Origin of the sequence: Actinocorallia longicatena, assembly GCF_039534125.1 — a bacterium.
Taxonomy (GTDB): domain Bacteria; phylum Actinomycetota; class Actinomycetes; order Streptosporangiales; family Streptosporangiaceae; genus Actinocorallia; species Actinocorallia longicatena.
In genome coordinates this window covers 439,016-456,410 of the sequence record NZ_BAAAUV010000001.1, presented here as the reverse complement: position 1 = coordinate 456,410, position 17,395 = coordinate 439,016, and the positions used below count along the sequence as shown (strand labels likewise).

Annotated in this window: 11 protein-coding genes; 10 read left to right on the top strand and 1 reads right to left on the bottom strand. The window is 73.4% G+C overall.

Annotated features, from left to right (window positions below):
* From ABD785_RS01980 to hppD, 10 genes are all read left to right on the top strand, one after another.
* Positions 1-1,236 (top strand): glycosyltransferase, encoded by a 1,236-nt coding sequence (locus ABD785_RS01980; RefSeq protein ID WP_344821391.1) that lies wholly within the window; start codon positions 1-3, stop codon positions 1,234-1,236.
* The gene (locus ABD785_RS01975; protein WP_344821390.1) at positions 1,233-2,486 is read left to right on the top strand and encodes a glycosyltransferase family 4 protein; all 1,254 of its coding nucleotides are present in this window, start codon (positions 1,233-1,235) and stop codon (positions 2,484-2,486) included. The genes ABD785_RS01980 and ABD785_RS01975 overlap by 4 nt, the downstream gene beginning before the upstream one ends.
* Positions 2,483-3,388 (top strand): thiamine pyrophosphate-dependent dehydrogenase E1 component subunit alpha, encoded by a 906-nt coding sequence (locus tag ABD785_RS01970; protein ID WP_344821389.1) that lies wholly within the window; start codon positions 2,483-2,485, stop codon positions 3,386-3,388. Before ABD785_RS01975 ends, ABD785_RS01970 begins: the two co-directional genes overlap by 4 nt.
* A complete protein-coding gene (locus tag ABD785_RS01965; protein ID WP_344821388.1) occupies positions 3,388-4,383 on the top strand; it encodes an alpha-ketoacid dehydrogenase subunit beta in 996 nt (331 codons plus the stop codon). The genes ABD785_RS01970 and ABD785_RS01965 overlap by 1 nt, the downstream gene beginning before the upstream one ends.
* Entirely contained in the window at positions 4,376-5,440 is a 1,065-nt protein-coding gene (locus ABD785_RS01960; protein ID WP_344821387.1) for a 2-oxo acid dehydrogenase subunit E2, read from the top strand. Before ABD785_RS01965 ends, ABD785_RS01960 begins: the two co-directional genes overlap by 8 nt.
* Positions 5,437-10,782: a non-ribosomal peptide synthetase/MFS transporter gene (locus tag ABD785_RS01955; RefSeq protein ID WP_344821386.1), complete on the top strand. Its 5,346-nt coding sequence runs from the start codon at positions 5,437-5,439 to the stop codon at positions 10,780-10,782. The genes ABD785_RS01960 and ABD785_RS01955 overlap by 4 nt, the downstream gene beginning before the upstream one ends.
* 24 nt (positions 10,783-10,806) lie before the next feature.
* Positions 10,807-11,268 (top strand): phage tail protein, encoded by a 462-nt coding sequence (locus ABD785_RS01950; RefSeq protein ID WP_344821385.1) that lies wholly within the window; start codon positions 10,807-10,809, stop codon positions 11,266-11,268.
* Positions 11,269-11,287: 19 nt separating this feature from the next.
* Positions 11,288-11,929, top strand: coding sequence for a TetR/AcrR family transcriptional regulator (locus ABD785_RS01945; RefSeq protein ID WP_344821384.1), 642 nt, complete (start codon positions 11,288-11,290; stop codon positions 11,927-11,929).
* A gap of 80 nt (positions 11,930-12,009) precedes the next feature.
* Positions 12,010-13,275 carry a glycoside hydrolase family 1 protein gene (locus tag ABD785_RS01940; protein WP_344821383.1) on the top strand — a complete coding sequence of 422 codons (1,266 nt, stop codon included), beginning with the start codon at positions 12,010-12,012 and terminating at the stop codon, positions 13,273-13,275.
* A gap of 128 nt (positions 13,276-13,403) precedes the next feature.
* Positions 13,404-14,534 carry a 4-hydroxyphenylpyruvate dioxygenase gene (hppD, locus tag ABD785_RS01935; RefSeq protein WP_344821382.1) on the top strand — a complete coding sequence of 377 codons (1,131 nt, stop codon included), beginning with the start codon at positions 13,404-13,406 and terminating at the stop codon, positions 14,532-14,534.
* A gap of 5 nt (positions 14,535-14,539) precedes the next feature.
* Here the strand turns inward: hppD and ABD785_RS01930 are convergent, their stop codons facing one another.
* A complete protein-coding gene (locus tag ABD785_RS01930) occupies positions 14,540-17,239 on the bottom strand; it encodes a helix-turn-helix transcriptional regulator (RefSeq protein WP_344821381.1) in 2,700 nt (899 codons plus the stop codon).
* Positions 17,240-17,395: the final 156 nt, after the last annotated feature.

Below are 17,395 nucleotides of genomic sequence, written 5' to 3'. Positions count from 1 at the left end.
ATGGGCACGAAGCTCCTGGTGACCCACGGGACGGACGGCGACGTCCTGCCGTTCGTGCGGCTCGGGTCGCTCCTGCGAGAGCGCGGCCACGACGTCACGGTCATCACGCACGCGCCCTACGGCCCCGCCATCGAACGCCGGGGCCTCGGGTTCGTCGCGATCGACACCGAGGCCGAGTACGAGCGGCAGCTCGCCGACACCGCGCCGCTGCTGGCCGGCAACCGCCTGGACCGCTGGCGCGGGTTCTACGAGCGCAACGGACTCTTCGGCCAGATCACCGCCGAGTACGAGGCCATCGCCGAGCGGCACGTGCCGGGCGGCACCGTCGTCATCGGGCGGCACACCTCCGCGCTGTCGGCCCTGATGGCGGCCGAGGGCCTCGGGGCGCCCGCGGTCTGGGCGGCCGTCTCACCGATCCAGATCATGGCCGAGCGGCCCGCCCGGCACCTGTACGCCACCGCGCTGAAGTCCGGCCTCGCCGGGGTGCGGGCCGCCGCGGGACTGGATCCGGTGACGCCCTGGGGCCGTCCCGACCTGCAGCTCGGGTTCTGGCCCGGCTGGTTCGACGAGGCCGGGGCGCGCTCGTCCGGCACCCTGCTCACCGGGTTCCCGCTCGCCGACGACCGGAGCTTCCCGGTCCCGCCCGCCGCCGCGGAGCTGCTCCAGGGCCCCGTCCCCCCGATCGTGGTCACCGGTGGCACGGGCCGGATGATGCACCCGGCCTTCTACGAGCGCGCGGTCGCCGGCTGCGCGGAGGCGGGGCTCCCGGCGCTGCTGGTGGTCCGGCACCGGGACCTCGTGCCGCGGCCGCTGCCGCAGAACGTCCACTGGGTGCCCGCCCTGCCCTTCCACTCCGCGCTGGCCGGAGCCGGGGCGATCCTGCACCACGGCGGCATCGGCACCATCGCCCGCGCGCTGGTCTCGGGCACCCCGCAGGTGATCCTCGCCCATGGGGTGGACCGGCCCGACAACGCCGAACGGCTCGCCGCCTCGGGCCTCGCGGGATGGCTGCCGGCGGCCTCCTGGCGGCCGGACCTGATCGCCGCCCTCCTGCACGAGGCGGTGCGCACCGGCGCCGAGACGCTCACCGCGGCCGACGGCCTCGCCGGGGCCGTCCAGGAGATCGAACGCCTCGCCGGCACCGGCCGGAGCACGGAGCAGGGGCCCGCCCTCCCGCCGGGACTGTCGGGGCCGCGACGGGCGGCGCTGCTCAAGGTCCTGGAGGCGCGGCGGTGAGGGTCCTGCTGGCGCAGAACATGTTCTTCCACCGCACCCACGGCGGGGCGAGCAAGTCCAACCGGATCCTGATGCGCGACCTCGCCGCCCGCGGCCACGAGTGCGCGGTGGTCGCCCCGGTCAGCGGAGAACTGGGCCACACCGGCCTCGAGGACCTGGTCGGCGGGCTGGAGGCGGGCGGCGCGGAGCTGGAGTCGGTCTCGGAGGAGCTCGTGGTGGCGCGGCTGGACGGCGTGCTGGCCCATCTCGTCGTCCGGCCGTCCCGGCTGCCGGCGCAGGCCCGCCGGTGCCTCGGGGAGTTCGCCCCCGACTGGACGCTCGTGCCCTCCGACGACCCCGGCCTGATGATGCTGGGCGTCGCCCACCGGGCCACCCCCGGACGGGTGGTCTATCTGGCGCACACCCTGCAGCAGCTTCCGTTCGGGCCGCGCGCCTTCTACCCGAGCGAGGCCGGGACCCGCCTGGTACGCCGGTCGGCCGGGGTGGTCGCCGTCAGCCGGACGGCCCAGAGCTACCTGCGGACCTGGGGCGAGATCGACTCCACGCTGGTCCGCCCGCACGTCTACGGTCCCGGACCGCACCCGGTGCACCACGGCACGGCCGTCACGATGATCAACCCCTGCGGCTACAAGGGCCTGCCGATCTTCCTCGCGCTGGCCGACGCGCTGCCCGAGGTCCGCTTTCTCGCGGTGCCCACCTGGGGCACCACCCCGCACGACCTCGCCGAACTGGCCCTGCGCCCGAACATCGAGCTGGCCGAGGCCACCGACGACACCGACGCCATCTGGGCGCGGTCCAGGATCGTCGTGGTGCCGTCGCTGTGGGACGAGACGTTCGGCTACACCGCCGTCGAGCCGATGCTCCGCGGCGTCCCCGTGCTCGCCTCCGACGTCGGCGGGCTCGGCGAGGCCAAGCTCGGCGTCCCCTACCTGCTGCCCGTCCGGCCGATCGAGGGCTACGCGGCCCTCGGCGGCCGGCCCGAGCCGCGGATCCCCGAACAGGACCCCCGGCCGTGGATCGACGCGGTCAGAGCCCTGCTCGACGATCCGGAGCACCACGCGCGGATCGCGGAGCTGTCGCGTCGGAAGGCGTCGGAGTTCGTCGCCTCGCTCGACCCCGCGGATCTGGAGACCTATCTCGCGGGACTGCGCCCGTCCCCGCCGATCGGGGCGGCGGCGCGTCCCGGGCTCCCCTCCGACCGGCACCGCCTCGCCGCCCTCGTCCACCTCCTCACGAAGGAAGGCACATGAGCCAAGGAGTCCTCGAGCCCGTCGCGGACGACCTCCTGACCGACGACGACGGCCTGCTGCTGGTGATCCGGCACTTCGAACGCAAGCTGCTCGACCTGTACGACCAGGGCCTGCTGAACGGCACCACTCACACCTGCCTCGGCCAGGAGCACGTCCCGGTCGCGCTGGCCCCGCTGCTGCGCGACGGCGACTTCGTCTTCAGCAACCACCGCGGCCACGGCCACTATCTGGCGGTGCGCCGCGACCCCTACGGACTCCTCGCCGAGATCATGGGCCGGGAGGGTGCGGTCTGCGCCGGGGTCGGCGGAAGCCAGCACCTGCTGAACGGCCGCTACCTGTCGACGGGAATCCAGGGGCAGAGCCTGCCCGTCGCCGCCGGCGCCGCCCTGCACCTGGCCCGCTCGGAGCCGGGCGGCATCGCACTGGCCTTCATCGGCGACGGCACCTGGGGTGAGGGCGCGGTCTACGAGGCGCTCAACATGGCCGTCCTGTGGCGGCTGCCGCTGGTCGTCGTCACCGAGCACAACGGCATCGCCCAGTCGACCCCGACCGGGCACCAGATGGCCGGCACGATCGGCGGGCGGGCCGCCGCCTTCGGGGCCCGCCACCTCGTGACGTCCGCGGGCCGCCCCGGCGAGATCCGGGCCGAGACCGCCGCGCTGATCGAGGAGACCAGGGCGGGCGCGGGACCGCTCGTCCTCGAGGTCCGCACGCACCGGCTCGGCCCGCACAGCAAGGGCGACGACACCCGGACCCCCGCCGAGCTGAGGGAGGCCGCCGCCCGTGACTGGTATCCCGGGCTCGCCGCCGCCCGGCCCGATCTCGACGCCCGTGCCCGGTCGTTCGTCGAGGACGTCGCCGCCGACGTCCTGGCCCGTCCGCTGTCGCGCTGGAGGCCCTGATGCGGGTGGCGGAAAGCCTCAACGAGGCCCTGCACGGCCTGCTCGCCGACGACCCCGGCGTCTACCTGATCGGCGAGGACCTCCTCGACCCCTACGGCGGTGCCTTCAAGGTCGCCCGCGGCCTGTCGAGCCGGTTCCCCGACCGGGTCCTGTCGACCCCGATCAGCGAGGGCGGCATCGTCGGGGTCGGCGGCGGGCTGGCCCTGTCCGGCGACAAGGCCATCGTGGAGATCATGTTCTCCGACTTCGTGACGCTGGCGTTCGACCAGATCGTCAACTTCGCGGCCAAGTCGGTGTCGATGTACGGCAGGCGGGTCGCGGTGCCGCTGGTCGTGCGGTGCCCCACCGGCGGTGGCCGCGGGTACGGGCCGACGCACAGCCAGAGCCTGCAGAAGCACTTCGTCGGGATCCCCGGGCTGTCGCTGTTCGAGGTCGCGCCCTTCGACGGCCACCGGGACCTGTTCGACACCATGCTGGCGCTCGAGGAGCCGTGCGTCCTGTTCGAGGACAAGGTCCTCTACGGCCGGAGGACCTTCACCGGCGGGATCGTCGACGAGCTCCTGCGGTACGCGACGGCGGACGGGTTCACCCGGGTCTCCTTCGACGACCCCGAGGACTGCGACTGCGTGCTGATCGTGCCCGGCGGGCTGACCCACCGGGCGCTCGACGCGGTCAGGGCGCTGCTCGTCGAGGACGAGATCAGCTGCCTGCTGCTCGTCCCGCGCAGGCTCTACCCCTTCGACGCCGAGACCGTCGCGGGGCTGCTCGGCAGGGCCGGGACGGTCGTCGTCGCCGAGGACGGCACCGGCGGCGGCACCTGGGGGAGCGAGGTCGCCCACCGGCTGCACGAGATCGCCTGGGAGCGGCTGCGCCGGCCGGTCGCGCTCGTGCACGCCGCCGACTCCGTCGTGCCCACCGCGGGCCACCTCGAACAGGAGGTCCTCGTGCAGGACACCGACATCCGCCGGGCCGTACGGGAGGCGCTCCGTGACTGAGATCAGCGTGCCGAAGCTCAACACCAACGACAGCGAGTACGTGCTCGTGGACTGGCTGGCCGAGGACGGCGCCGAGCTCGCACCGGGTGATCCGGTGGCGCTCATCGAGACGTCCAAGGCGATCGAGGAACTGCTGTCCGAGGAGGGCGGGACGCTCAGCAGGCTGCTGCCGGCCGGTGCGACCTGCCGTCCGGGCCAGCCCATCGCCCGGGTCGGCGAGGCCGGGCGGGCCGCCGCCGAGGAGGCCGGGCGGGCGTCCGGCGGGCCGGTCGTCACCGGTCCGGCCCGTGCGCTGATGGACGCCCATGGGATCGACGAGGCGCGGGTGGCCGGGCTGGGACTCACCCTCGTCCGCAGCGGCGACATCGAATCTCTGCTCGGCGCCGCCGGGACCGAGCCGCTCCCCGCCGTCCAGCGGGGCGTCGCCGCGACGGTCACCCGCTCCTGGCAGACGGTTCCCGCCGCCTTCACCGCGATCCAGGTCGACGTCACCGGGACCCTCGCGGCGGCGGCGCGGCTGACCAGGGAGCTGCGCACCCTGGTCGGCCTGCCCGAACTGCTGATCGAGGCCGTCGCCGGGCTGCACGGGGAGTTCCCGCTGTTCTTCGCCGAGCTGGACGGCCTGAACGTCCGCCACTCCGGCGCGCCCCACGTCGGCCTGACGATCGACCTCGGCAAGGGACTGTACGTGCCGGTGATCAGGGATGCCGCACGCCTGGGCCTCCGGGAGATCTCCCGGACCGCCATGCGCCACCGCATGACCGCGCTGCGCGGAGCCTTCGCCGACGCCGATCTGGCCGGCTCGAACATCCTGGTCGCGCTCAACACCGACGCCGACGCGGTGATCGCTATCCCGATCGTGTTCCCGGGGCACGCGTGCGCGATCTCGCTGTGCGCACCGCGTCCCGAGCTCTACCTCGACGAGGAGGGCGCGGTCGCGCAGCGGTCGGTCGTCACGCTCGGCCTGGCCTATGACCATCGGCTCGTCAACGGACGCGAGGCGCTGCAGTTCCTGCAGGCGCTGCGGGGGAACCTCGAGGGGAAGGGCGCGGCGTGACGACTGCGAGTGAACTGACGCCGGACCGGCAGGAGGCGCTGGCCCTGCTGCTGGCCAGGCGGTCGGCGCGGATCGCCCGGCTGCCCCGGGACGGCCGCCCGCTGCCGGCCTCGTTCGAGCAGCGCCGGATGTGGCTGGCCGCCCAGGTCGATCCCGGCGGGGTCGCCAACGTGACCGCCGGCCTCAGCCTGCACGGACCCCTCGACGAGGACGCCCTCCGGGAGGCCGTCGCGACGCTCGTGCGACGCCACGAGTCGCTGCGGACCGTCCTGGTCGACGTCGGCGGCGAGCCGTTCCAGGAGGTGCTGCCCTCCTTGGAGCCGCCCTTCGCGCTCGTCGACGTCAGCGCCGGGGCCGACCCCGAGGAACGCGCCCTGGAGCTGGCGAAGCGGGCCGCGGGCGAACGGTTCGACCTGGCCCGGGCGCCCCAGTTCCGGGTGCACCTGTACCGGGTGGCGCCCGCCGAGCACCGGCTGATGATGGTCTGGCACCACGCAGGCTCCGACGGCTGGTCGGTCGACAACGCGATCGCCGAGCTGGCCGCGGCCTACCGGGCCCACCGGACGGGCACCGCTCCCGACCTGCCGGAGCTGCCCGTCCAGTACGCCGACTACGCTGCCTGGTCGCGGGCCCGCCTCGACGAGCGGACCCGGGCGGAGCGCGCCGATCACTGGCGCGCGGCCCTCGGCGGCCCGCCCACCACGCTGCCCGGCGGCGGGCCGGAGACCGGCGGGGCCCGCAGCGCCGAGGTCGTCACCTCGATCCCGGCCGGGCTGGCCGAGGCCGTCAGGCGGGCGGGCGGCCCGCGCACCACCTCCTTCCTGGCCTTCCTCACCGCCTACAAGACCCTCCTCCTGCGGATCACCGGGGAGAAGACGATCACGGTGGGGTCGGTGACCGGCGGACGCAACCGGACCGAGCTCGAACCGCTGATCGGCTGCTTCATCAACGTGCTCCCGCTCCGCACCGAACTCGACCCCGGCCAGCCCTTCCAGAACGCGGCCGGCCGGACCCGGGCCTCCTTCGCCGCCGCACTCACCCACGAACTGCCCTTCGACGAGCTGGTCTCGGCGGTCGGCGGGGGACCGGTCTTCCAGAGCGCGGTCATCCTCCAGCAGGCCCACACCGAACGCCGGGCCTGGCCGTCCGAGCTGGTCACCGAGCGGTGGGGCAGGCCGCTCGACGAGGCGGCCTTCGATCTCGCGCTGATCGTCCGGGAGCTGCCGGACAGCGTCGAGCTGTGCTTCCGCTACCGCTCCGACAGGTTCGGCGAGCCGGCCGTCCGGCAGGTCGCCGACCTGTTCACGACCCTGCTCCGGGCGATCGCCGAGACCCCCGCGGCCCCGCTGCGCGACCTCGGGCTGCTGACCCCGGGGGAGCGCCGCAGGCTCGTCGACGACTGGAACGACACCGGCGAGGTCAGCCCGCCGTGGCCGCTGCTGCACCGGGTGATCGACGGCCATGATCCCGCCGCTCCCGCCGTGACGTTCGAGGGCGAGACCCTGACCTACGGGCGGCTCCGGACGGACGCCGAGCGTCTCGCCCGTCGCCTGCGGAGCGCCGGAGCGGGCCCCGACCGGCCCGTCGGCATCTGCCTGCCGCAGTCCCTCGGCACGGCCGTCGCGCTGTTCGGCGTGCTGAACGCCGGCGCGCCCTACCTGCCGCTCGATCCCGAGGCACCGGATGCGCGGCTCGCCTACATGCTCGCCGACTCCGCAGCCCCGGTGCTCATCACGGTGTCGGCACTGCGGCCGCGCTTCGCCGGTTACGCGGGCCGGATCGTGTGCCTGGACACCGACGGCCCGGCGGACGGACCCGACGCGCCCTCCGGCGAGGCGGCCCCGGACGACCTGGCCTACGTCATCTACACCTCGGGCTCGACCGGGACGCCCAAGGGGGTCGCGGTCCAGCACCGGCAGATCGTCAACTATCTGGAGGGGGTGCGGCGGCGGTTCGCGATCGTGCCGGGATCGTCGTTCGGGCTGCTGCAGTCGCTGCACTTCGACTTCGGCATCACCACGTTCTACCTGGCTCTGGCGACCGGCGGCTGCGTGCACATGCTGTCCAAGCGGGCCTCGGGGGCGGAACTGGCCTCCTTCGTGGCCTCCCGGCGGATCGACTACCTGAAGATGACGCCGTCGCACCTCGCGGCGCTGGCCGACGAGGCCGGGGCGGCGGCGCTGCTCCCGCGCCGGGCGCTCATCCTCGGCGGCGAGGCCTCGCGCACCGCGTGGGTCCGCGAGCTCGCCCGGCTCGGTGGCTGCGAGATCCACAACCACTACGGGCCGACGGAGGCGACCGTCGGGGCGACGACCTGGCGGGTCACCGACGACGGCGACACCGGGACCCTCACCCCGATCGGCCGTCCGCTGCCCGGGACCAGGGTGTACGTGCTCGACCCGGACGGGCGCCCGGTGCCGCCCGGCGTCGCGGGGGAGATCCACATCGGCGGGGACCGGCTGGCGCGCGGTTATCTCGGACGTCCCGAGCTCACCGCGGAGAAGTTCGTGCCCGACCCGTTCGCGGCCGAGGGGGACCGGCTCTACCGGACCGGCGACCTGGGCAGGTTCCTGCCCGGCGGCGAGCTGGAGTTCCTGGGCCGCCGCGACCACCAGGTCAAGCTGCGCGGATTCCGGGTCGAGCTCGGAGAGGTGGAGGCCGCGCTCGGCGGGTGCGAGGGGGTCGTGCGCGCGGTGGCGGTCGTCCGGGACGACCGGCTGATCGCCTATCTCGAGGGGACCGCGGGCACCCCCGCCGCCGAGCTGCGGGCCGGGCTGTCCGAGCGGCTGCCCGACTACATGGTGCCGGGCAGGTTCGTCTGGATGGACCGGCTGCCGCTCCAGGCCCACGGCAAGGTGGACCGGGCCCGGCTGCCCGTGCCCGAGGAGCCCGCCGGGGAGTTCACCGCCCCCCACGGCCCGGTCGAGGAGCTCGTCGCAGGGATCTGGTCGGAGGTGCTGGGCGTGGCCGAGGTCGGCGCGCTCGACGACTTCTTCGACCTCGGCGGGCACTCCCTCCTGGCCACGCAGGCCGTGGCCCGGCTCCGCAAGGCGCTGCCGGCCGGCTGCCGTCCGGTCACCGTGGTCGAGCTCTTCCGGGATCCGACGGTCCGGGCGGTCGCCGCGGCGGCCTCGAGCGCCCCGGAGGCGTCCGGCGGGCTCCTCCACGAGCTGACCAGGACCGCCGCGCCCGTCGTCACCTACGTCTGCATCCCCTACGGCGGGGCCTCCGCGATCGTCTACCAGCCGCTGGCCGACGCGCTCCCGGCCGAGCACGCGCTGCTCGCCCTCGCGGTGCCGGGCCACGAGTTCGCCGTCGAGGAGGAGACCCAGCCGATCGAGGAGGTCGCCCGGCGCTGTGTGGCCGAGATCCTGGAACGGGTCGGCGGGCCGCTCGTCCTGTACGGGCACTGCGGTCCCGGCGCCGCGCTGACCATCGAGATCGCCCTGGGCCTGGAGGGGGCCGGACGGCGGATAGAGGCGGTCTACCTGGGCGGGGTCTTCCCCTTCGCCCGGCCCGACGGGCGCATCCTGGGGCCGCTCTACCGGACGTTCCGGATCGAGCGGCTGCGCAGCGACGAGATCTACGCCAACTGGCTCCAGGCCACCGGCGCCGACCTCAGCGAGGCCGACGCCGAACAGCGCAGGTTCCTGGTCAGGGCGATGCGCGAGGACGGCGAGCGGTCCGAGGAGTACTTCACCCGGCTGCTGGCCGAGGGGGCCCGGCTGTCCGCCCCGGTCGTCTCGGTGACCGGTGAGCGGGATCCCGGCACCGAGTTCGCCCGCGAGCGGTACCGCGAGTGGGGCTTCCTCACCGAGCGGACCGCGCTCGTCGAGATCGACGAGGCCGGCCACTACTTCCTCAAGTTCAGGGCGGGGGAGCTGGCCTCGATCATCACGAGCGTCCATGAGGACCTCACCGAGGGGACGGGGGAGACCTGGCGGGTCGCGGCCGTCGGCGGGAGGCCCGCGGCGGCCTCCGGGGTCCGTCCGGGCATGGGCCGGTTCCTGGCCGTCGCCGCCGGGCAGATGGTCTCGATGGTCGGGACGGCGCTGACGGAGTACGCGATCCCGCTGTGGACCTATCTGCAGACCGGATCGCTCGCCCGGTTCACGGTGTTCGCGCTGGTGGCGACGCTTCCGGGGCTCGTCGCGGCGCCGGTCGTCGGGGCGCTGATCGACCGGGCGGACCGGCGCCGGGCGCTGCTGGCGTCCGGGGTGGCGGCGGGGGTGATCCAGGGGATCCTGCTGCTGCGGCTCGTGCTCACCGGCGACCTGGGCTCGGTCGACCTGTACGTCCTGCTCGCCCTGCTGTCGGTCGCGCTGACCACGCAGCGGCTCGCCTACGGGTCGGCCGTGCCGCAGCTGATCCCGAAGGAGTACATGGGCCATGCCAACGGGGTCGTGCAGTTCACCATGGGCGTGTCCCGGTTCCTGGTACCGGTCTTCGCCGTCGGGATGATGGCCGCCTTCGGGCTCAAGCTGATCCTCCTGATCGACGTGATCAGCTATGTGATCGCCGTCGGCGCCCTCCTGCTGGTGCGCTTTCCCGCGACCATGCCCTGGCGTCCGCGCGAGACCCTGCGGGCCGAGATCAGGCACGGCTTCTCCTACCTGTGGGAACGGCCGGGCCTGCGCGCCATGGTCGGCTACTTCTTCGTCCTCAACGTCTTCCTGGGCGCGGTCTTCGTCCTGATCTCCCCGCTGGCCCTCGCGGTGGGCGGGCTGTCCGACGCGGGCTGGATCGCCATGGTCGCCGGGATCGGCGCGACCGCGGGCGGGGCGCTCATGGCCCTGTGGGGAGGCCCGCGCCGCCGGATGCGCGGCATGCTCCTGTTCTGCCTGGCCTTCGCCGGATGCTGCGCCGTCGCCGGGGGACGGCCGTCGCTGCCGCTGATCGCCGTGGGCGTGTTCGGGATGTGCGTGACCATGTCGGTGGTCGACGGCATCTGGATGACGATCATCCACACGAAGGTCCCGCACCGCTTCCACGCCCGGGTCATCGCCGTCAACCAGGCCCTCGCCATGTCCACCCAGCCCCTGGGCTTCGTCCTGCTGGCCCCGCTCCTGCCCGGAGTCCTCGACCCGCTCCTGCGCCCCGACGGCGCCCTGGCCCCCCTCCTCGGCCCGATCCTCGGCACCGGCGAATCCCGGGGCATCGGCCTCCTCTACGTCCTCTGCGCCCTTCTCATGATCTTGTGGACCGCCGCGGCCCTCCGCCACGGCGCCCTGTCCCGCTTCGACGAGACGGTCCCCGACGCCCTCCCCGACGACCTGGTGGGCCTCCAGGCCATCACCCGCCGGGCCGGGGCGGGGTCGTCCGGCGGGGCGGCCGGTGCCTAAGCTGGGTGAGGAGGAGGGATCGCCATGTCCTATGTCGTGGATTTCGTGGACGTCTCGACGGTCGGGTTGGAGTCGTCGCCGGTCGTGGAGGCGCTCGCGGGGTTGCGGGCCAACGAGGCCCGGTACTTCAGGAACAAGTACAGCCATGTGTTCACGGTGGAGCCGGCGGAGAAGGCGGCGGAGGCCGTCGCGTGGGTGAGCCGGATCCTCAAGGAGGAGCGGGACATCGTCATCTCCTCGCCTGCGCTGGAGGCGACCTCGTTCGAGGTCGAGGGCATCCGGATGGCCTATGTGTTCTATGAGAGCGGGCTGTCGGTCAACGTCATGTACACCGTGGAGAGCGGTGGGAAGCGGGCGGTGGGGTTCAAGCTCTCCGACGGGATGGAGGTCCCGGAGGAGCTCGGGGCGTTCAAGTTCGCGCGGCAGAAGTCGAAGCTGGCCGGGACCATCCGCGGGTCCTACTTCGTCATCAAGAACGAGTACTGACCGGCCGTAGGGTTGTCTCATGACGACTCCCGCCCGAAGCAGGCAGCGCGGCCCGTACGCCCGGTCGGCGGAGCGGCGGGAGGCCATCGCCGCGGCGGTGCTCGAGATCGTCGTGGAGAAGGGGCACCGCGGGGTCACCACGGCCGAGGTCGCCGAGCGGGCGGGGGCCCGCGAGCCGACCGTCCTCTACCACTTTCCGAGCAAGGACCATCTGCTGGTGGCGGCGCTGCGGCGCTCGGACGAGGAGCAGGCGGAGGCCGATGACGGCGGGGACTCCGACGCCGGCCTGCCGGAGCGGCTGCGGGCCTTCGCGGACTCGGTGACGCGCCGGGCCGGGGTCCTGCGGCTGTACGCGGCACTGGCCGGGGAGGCGACGACGCCCGGCCATCCCGCGCAGGAGTACTTCGCCCAGCGCTACGCGGCCACGGTGGCGCGGCACGCGAGGATGATCGAACGCCGGCAGGAGGCGGGCCTCGCCCCTCCCGGACTCGACCCGGTGCAGGTGGCGCGCCAGTTCCTGGCCACCTGGGACGGGCTCCAGCTCCAGTGGCTCGCCGACCCCTCCTTCGACCTCGGAGAGGTCCTGGTGGCCGCGTTCCGGCGGCTCACCGGCGAGGACCGGCGGGAGGCCCGCGCCTCGCTCACGGAAACCGAATCCTGAGTCAGATCAGATTTCGGTAATTCTATGGTTTACTCAGCTTTCAGAGTGATCCATGGTCCACGTCATGCGGGAGCGCTGCGATGATCTTTCCTGAGGGGTTCCTGTGGGGTGCGGCCACCGCGGCGCACCAGGTCGAGGGCGGCAACATCGGCAGCGACCTGTGGGTCCTGGAGAACATGCCCGGCAGCTTCTTCACCGAGCCGAGCGGCGACGCCTGCGACCACTACCGCCTGTTCCGCGAGGACCTGGCCCTGCTCAAGGAGCTCGGCCTGACCTCCTACCGGTTCTCCATCGAGTGGGCGCGCGTCGAGCCGGAGGACGGCCGCTTCTCCCGCGCCGCGATCGCCCACTACCGTGACGTCCTGGAGGCCTGCCACGACCTCGGGATCACGCCGCTGGTGACGCTGCACCACTTCACCAGCCCGCGCTGGCTCATGAAGCTCGGCGGCTGGGAGCACGCGGGCACCCCGGAGCGGTTCGCCGCCTACTGCGCGGCGGTGATGAGCGAGCTCGGCTCCCTGATCCCGTACGTGTGCACGATCAACGAGGCCAACATCGCCCCGCTCATCCGCAGCCTGACGCCGCAGCCCGGCGAGGACGACGCGCACGCCCCCGTCGGGATCGGCGACATCCTGGCCGACATGCTCGGCCCCGGCCTCGCGGCGGGCGCCGAAGCGCTCGGCACCACCCCCGACAAGCTGAACGTCTTCCTGTTCACCGTCAGCGACACCGGCATGGACGTCGTCAAGCGGGCGCACATCGCGGCCCGCGCCGCCATCAGGGAGGCCAGCCCGGACACCCGGATCGGGCTGTCCCTGGCCCTCACCGACTTCCAGCCGGAGCCGGGCGGGGAGGCCACCGCCGACCGCCTGTGGGCGGAGAGCTTCACCGGCTTCCTACCGGCCATGGAGGGCGACGACTACCTCGGCGTCCAGAACTACACCCGCGCCCGCACCGGCCCCTCGGGCGTGCTGCCCCACCCCGAAGACGCCGAGCTCACCCAGCTCGGTTACGAGTTCTACCCCCGGGCCCTGGAGAACGTCCTGCGCCGTGCCGCCGAGGCCGGCCTGCCGATGATCGTCACTGAGAACGGCATCGCCACCGGCGACGACCTCCGCCGCGTCGCCTTCATCCGCGAGGCACTGGAAGGCGTGGCCCGCTGCACGGCCGACGGCGTCGACGTCCGCGGCTACTGCTACTGGTCGGCCCTCGACAACTTCGAATGGATCCTCGGCTACGCGCCCACCTTCGGCGTCATCGCCGTCGACCGCGCCACCCAGCAGCGGCAGGTCAAGGACAGCGGCCGTTACCTGGGGTCCGTCGCCCGCCGCAACGCCCTGCCCTGATCCCGGCGCCGGGCGGCCCCGCATCCTGGGGCGGATAGGGGCACGGTCTGGGGTTCTGCGGGTGCGCGGCCCTCGTTAGGTTCGGGGCACCCCGGATCCGGGGGCACGCCGCAGAGAGGGAATCCGTGATGGCCGAGCCCGTGTCAGCTTCGCAGGCCGTTCTGCTCGACGAGGGCTTTCCGCTGCTGGGCATCGACTCGCTGGTCTTCGCGGTCGGCAACTCGATCCAGTCGGCGTACTTCTACTCCGCCGCGCTCGGGATGCGCCGCATCGGGTACGCCGGGCCCGAGACCGGGCGGCGGGACGCGCGCTCGCAGGTCATGCAGTGCGGTACCGCCCGGTTCGTCCTGACCGCGCCGCTCAAGGGCGGCACCGATCTGGGACGGCACGTGGAGGCGCACGGTGACAGTGTCACCGACGTCGCGCTGGCGGTGCCCGACGTGGAGGCCGCGTTCTCCTACGCGGTGGCCCGCGGCGCGATCCCGCTGGAGGAGCCCCGGGAGCTCACCGACGAGTACGGGACGCTCGTCCGCGCGGCGATCGGGACCTTCGGCGAGACCCGTCACTCCTTCGTCGACCGGTCCCGCTACCACGGCCCCTACGCGCCCGGATTCGTCGCGGCCGAGCCGGTCCTGGAACCCGAGGCCGAGGAGTGGTTCGACCGTGTCGACCACCTCGTGGGCAACGTCGAGCTGGGCCGGATGGACGAATGGGTGGAGTTCTACCACCGGGTGATGGGCTTCACGAACATGCAGGAGTTCATCGGATCGGACATCGCCACCCGGTACTCGGCGCTGATGAGCAAGGTCGTCGCCGACCGCTCCAGGACCGTCAAGATCCCGCTGAACGAACCCGCCGCCGGTCCCCGGCGTTCCCAGATCGACGAGTTCCTGGAATATCACGGCGGTGCCGGAGTCCAGCACATCGCGCTCGGGACCGACGACATCGTGCGGACCGTCCGCCGGATGCGCGCCGCGGGCGTGGAGTTCCTCGCCACCCCCGGCAGCTACTACGACGCGCTGCCCGGCTGGGTCGGCGAGACCCGCGTGGGCCTGGAGGAGATGCGCGAGCTGGGCATCCTCGCCGATCGCGACGAGGACGGCTACCTGCTGCAGATCTTCACCCAGCCGACGGGTGACCGTCCGACGATCTTCTACGAGATCATCGAGCGGCACGGTTCCGAGGGCTTCGGCAAGGGCAACTTCAAGGCGCTGTTCGAGGCCGTCGAGCGGGAGCAGGACAAGCGCGGCAACCTGTGACGCCCTCACAGCGCCAGCGGGATGTCGACCCTGCTCTTGATCTTGAGTTTGCGGTAGCAGTTGGTGAGGTGCTGTTCCACGGTGCTGACCGTCACGTACAGCAGGCCCGCGATCTCCCGGTTGCTCTGGCCCTCCGCCGCCATGGTCAGCACCCGTCGCTCCTGGTCGGTGAGCAGGTCGAAACGCTCCCTGCGGTCGATCCTCGGCGGCTCGGGCGCCGTCCCGTCGGTGACGGGGGAGGGGAACGCCCACCGGACGGCGATCCGGTGGGCGGCGTCGCAGGCCTTCTTGGCGCGCCGGACGTCGCCCGCCGCCCGGTAGGCCGCGGCCAGCGAGGCCAGCGTCCGGGAGTGCCCGTAGTGGTCGCCCGATCTGCGCAGCAGGCCCGCCGAGCGCTCCAGCAGCGAGACGCGGTCCTCGAGCTCCCCGGCCTCGGCCAGGATGCGCAGGGCCCGCCCCGCCACCCTGGGCGGAACCTCCCGTTCGTGCGCGAGCTGCGCGGACGCCAGCCGCGCCGCGCCGCTGTGGTCGCGCGAGGCGAGATGGGCCTCGGCGAGATCGACCCGCCAGGGCACGAGCGCCGCGCGGTCCACCCCCCAGGCGGCGGCCAGCTCCGCGCAGGTCCCGAAGTCCGCCTGCGCGGCGCCCGGCCGGTCGGTGGCGAGGAAGTGGTGCCCGCGGGCGCGCAGGTAGTGCAGTCCGGCGCGGGTCGCGAACGCCTCCTCCGGGATCGATCGCCGGACGGCCTCATCCGCCTCGTCGTGCAGCCCGAGCCGGGTCGCGGCGAGCAGCAGGCTGCCCAGCGGACCGGCGATCGCGGTCCCCCAGGAGAGCGGGGAGAGGGCGTCGAGGGCCGACTTCGCGGCGTCGAGGGAGAGGGTGAACTCGCCCCGGCACAACGCCGCCTCGGCACGGACGTCCAGCACCATCGCCCGCCAGGTCCTGGCCTCGAGCCCGCCGTCGTGCGCCAGGACCTCCTGGGACAGCCGCTCCACCCGGTCGTCGCGGTCGCTGTACAGCAGGCAGCGCAGGACATGGACGACGGTCTCGTCGAGCCGGTGGCGGGTCAGCAGGCATTCGGGGTCGGCGCTGACGGCGTCGGGGGGCAGGCCGTACAGCACCCGCGCCAGGGCCTGCGCGGCCTGCGCGCCCTGGGGCTCGGTCACGCACGACACGCCCCGCTCGACGATCGCCCTGGTCCTGGCCGGGTCGACGAACCCCGGATACGCCGACGCCAGCGACAGCCGGCCCAGCCGCAGCGCCGCCCGGTCGTGCTCGCCGAACCCCTCCTCCCGCCGGTCCAGCTCGGCGCCGATGCCTTCGGCGCCCGGCCGGTCACCGTGCCACAGCAGAGAGGCGACCAGATCGACGGACTGCCGCGCCGACAGGTCGCCTCGCCAGAACGCCTCGGTCAGCTCGCCGACGTGCACGAAGCCGAGCGCGGGGTCGAGCTGCCACTCCGCCCTGGCCAGCAGCGCCACGGCCCGGCTCGTGTCCGGCGCGCTCGCGATCCGGCTCGCCGCGCCGAGGTACTCGGCCGCCTGGCGGTAGCGGTTGCCCTCCAGAGCCTGCCGCGCCGAGTACTCCAGGGCCCGGGCGCCCCAGGGTGCGGTCGCGGCGCGGCCCGCCCGCACCAGATGGGCGGCGACCTCGCTCGCGTCGTCGGACTCGCGCAGCAGCAGGAGCGCGGCGTCGTGGTGCATCTTCTCGCGTGCGCAGGGTTCCATGGTCCGCAGGACCGCCGCCTCGATCTCTCCGGCCCGGAATCCGCCGTCCAGCAGGAGCCCGGCCGCCGTGAGCTGGTCGACGGCGTCGCCGACCTCGGCCGGGTCGAGGCCGAGCAGGGCGCCGATGAGCCTCGGGCCGAAGCGGCGGCGGGCGACCGCGATCGCGTGGGCGACCGGGAGGGTGATCCGGCCACAGCGGCGCACGCAGGACAGCGAGGCGTCGGCGAACGCCCGGCGGCCCGCGCCACGGCCGTCCTGGCCCGTCGCGGCGGCGTGGTCCTCGATGAGGGCGCTGAGCAGGAGCGGGCTGCCGCCGGTGGCGGCGTGGAAGGGTGTGGCGAGTTCCGGGGCCGCCAGCTCCCGGGCGACGATCTCCGCCACGCCCGCCGGGGTCAGCAGCGGCAGCGCGAGATGGGTCACCTTCGCGTGCAGGCAGCGGCGCGCGAACTGCCGGGCCTGCGGTCCCGGCGACAGGTCGCGGTCGGCCAGCAGCACCATCAGGGAGCGCGCGCTCATCCTGCGCGTCAGATGGGCGACGCACAGCAGCGACGCCGGGTCGGCGAAGGGCACGTCGTCGATGACGATGACGACCGGACGCTGCTCGCTGATCGACAGCAGGAGCCGGCTGACCGCGCCGAGCGCGGGACCGAGCTCGGACGGGCGCGGCACGGCCTCCCCGGCGAACGCCGCCGCGAGCACGCCCAGCAGGGAGTCGAACCGCTCCTGCACGGCGGGATCCCCGGACGCTCCGTCCAGCAGCTGCTGGAGCACCCCGCAGGGGGAGTCCCGCTCGCCCTGCTCCGGCACGGCGGTCAGGACCAGGGCCCCCGACGCGCGAGCCTCGTCGGCGAACCCGCGCAGCAGCGCGGACTTCCCGTTGCCCGCGGGCCCGGTGAGGACCACCAGCTGCATGGCGCCCGGCTCGGCGCACAGCCGCCGGAGGGCCGTCAGGTGCCTGTCGCGTTCGGCGAGTCGCATACCCGGGACTTTCCTCCTGACAATTGCTCCAATAGGCCTATCAGAATCCTTGTGGGAGAAACGCTTAAAACCCGCCCGGTTATCGTATAGCCCTTACCCTCCTTTCGGAGGCTTTTTGGTCCTTCCTTTATGTCACGCCAAGATCACCGAAAGTCA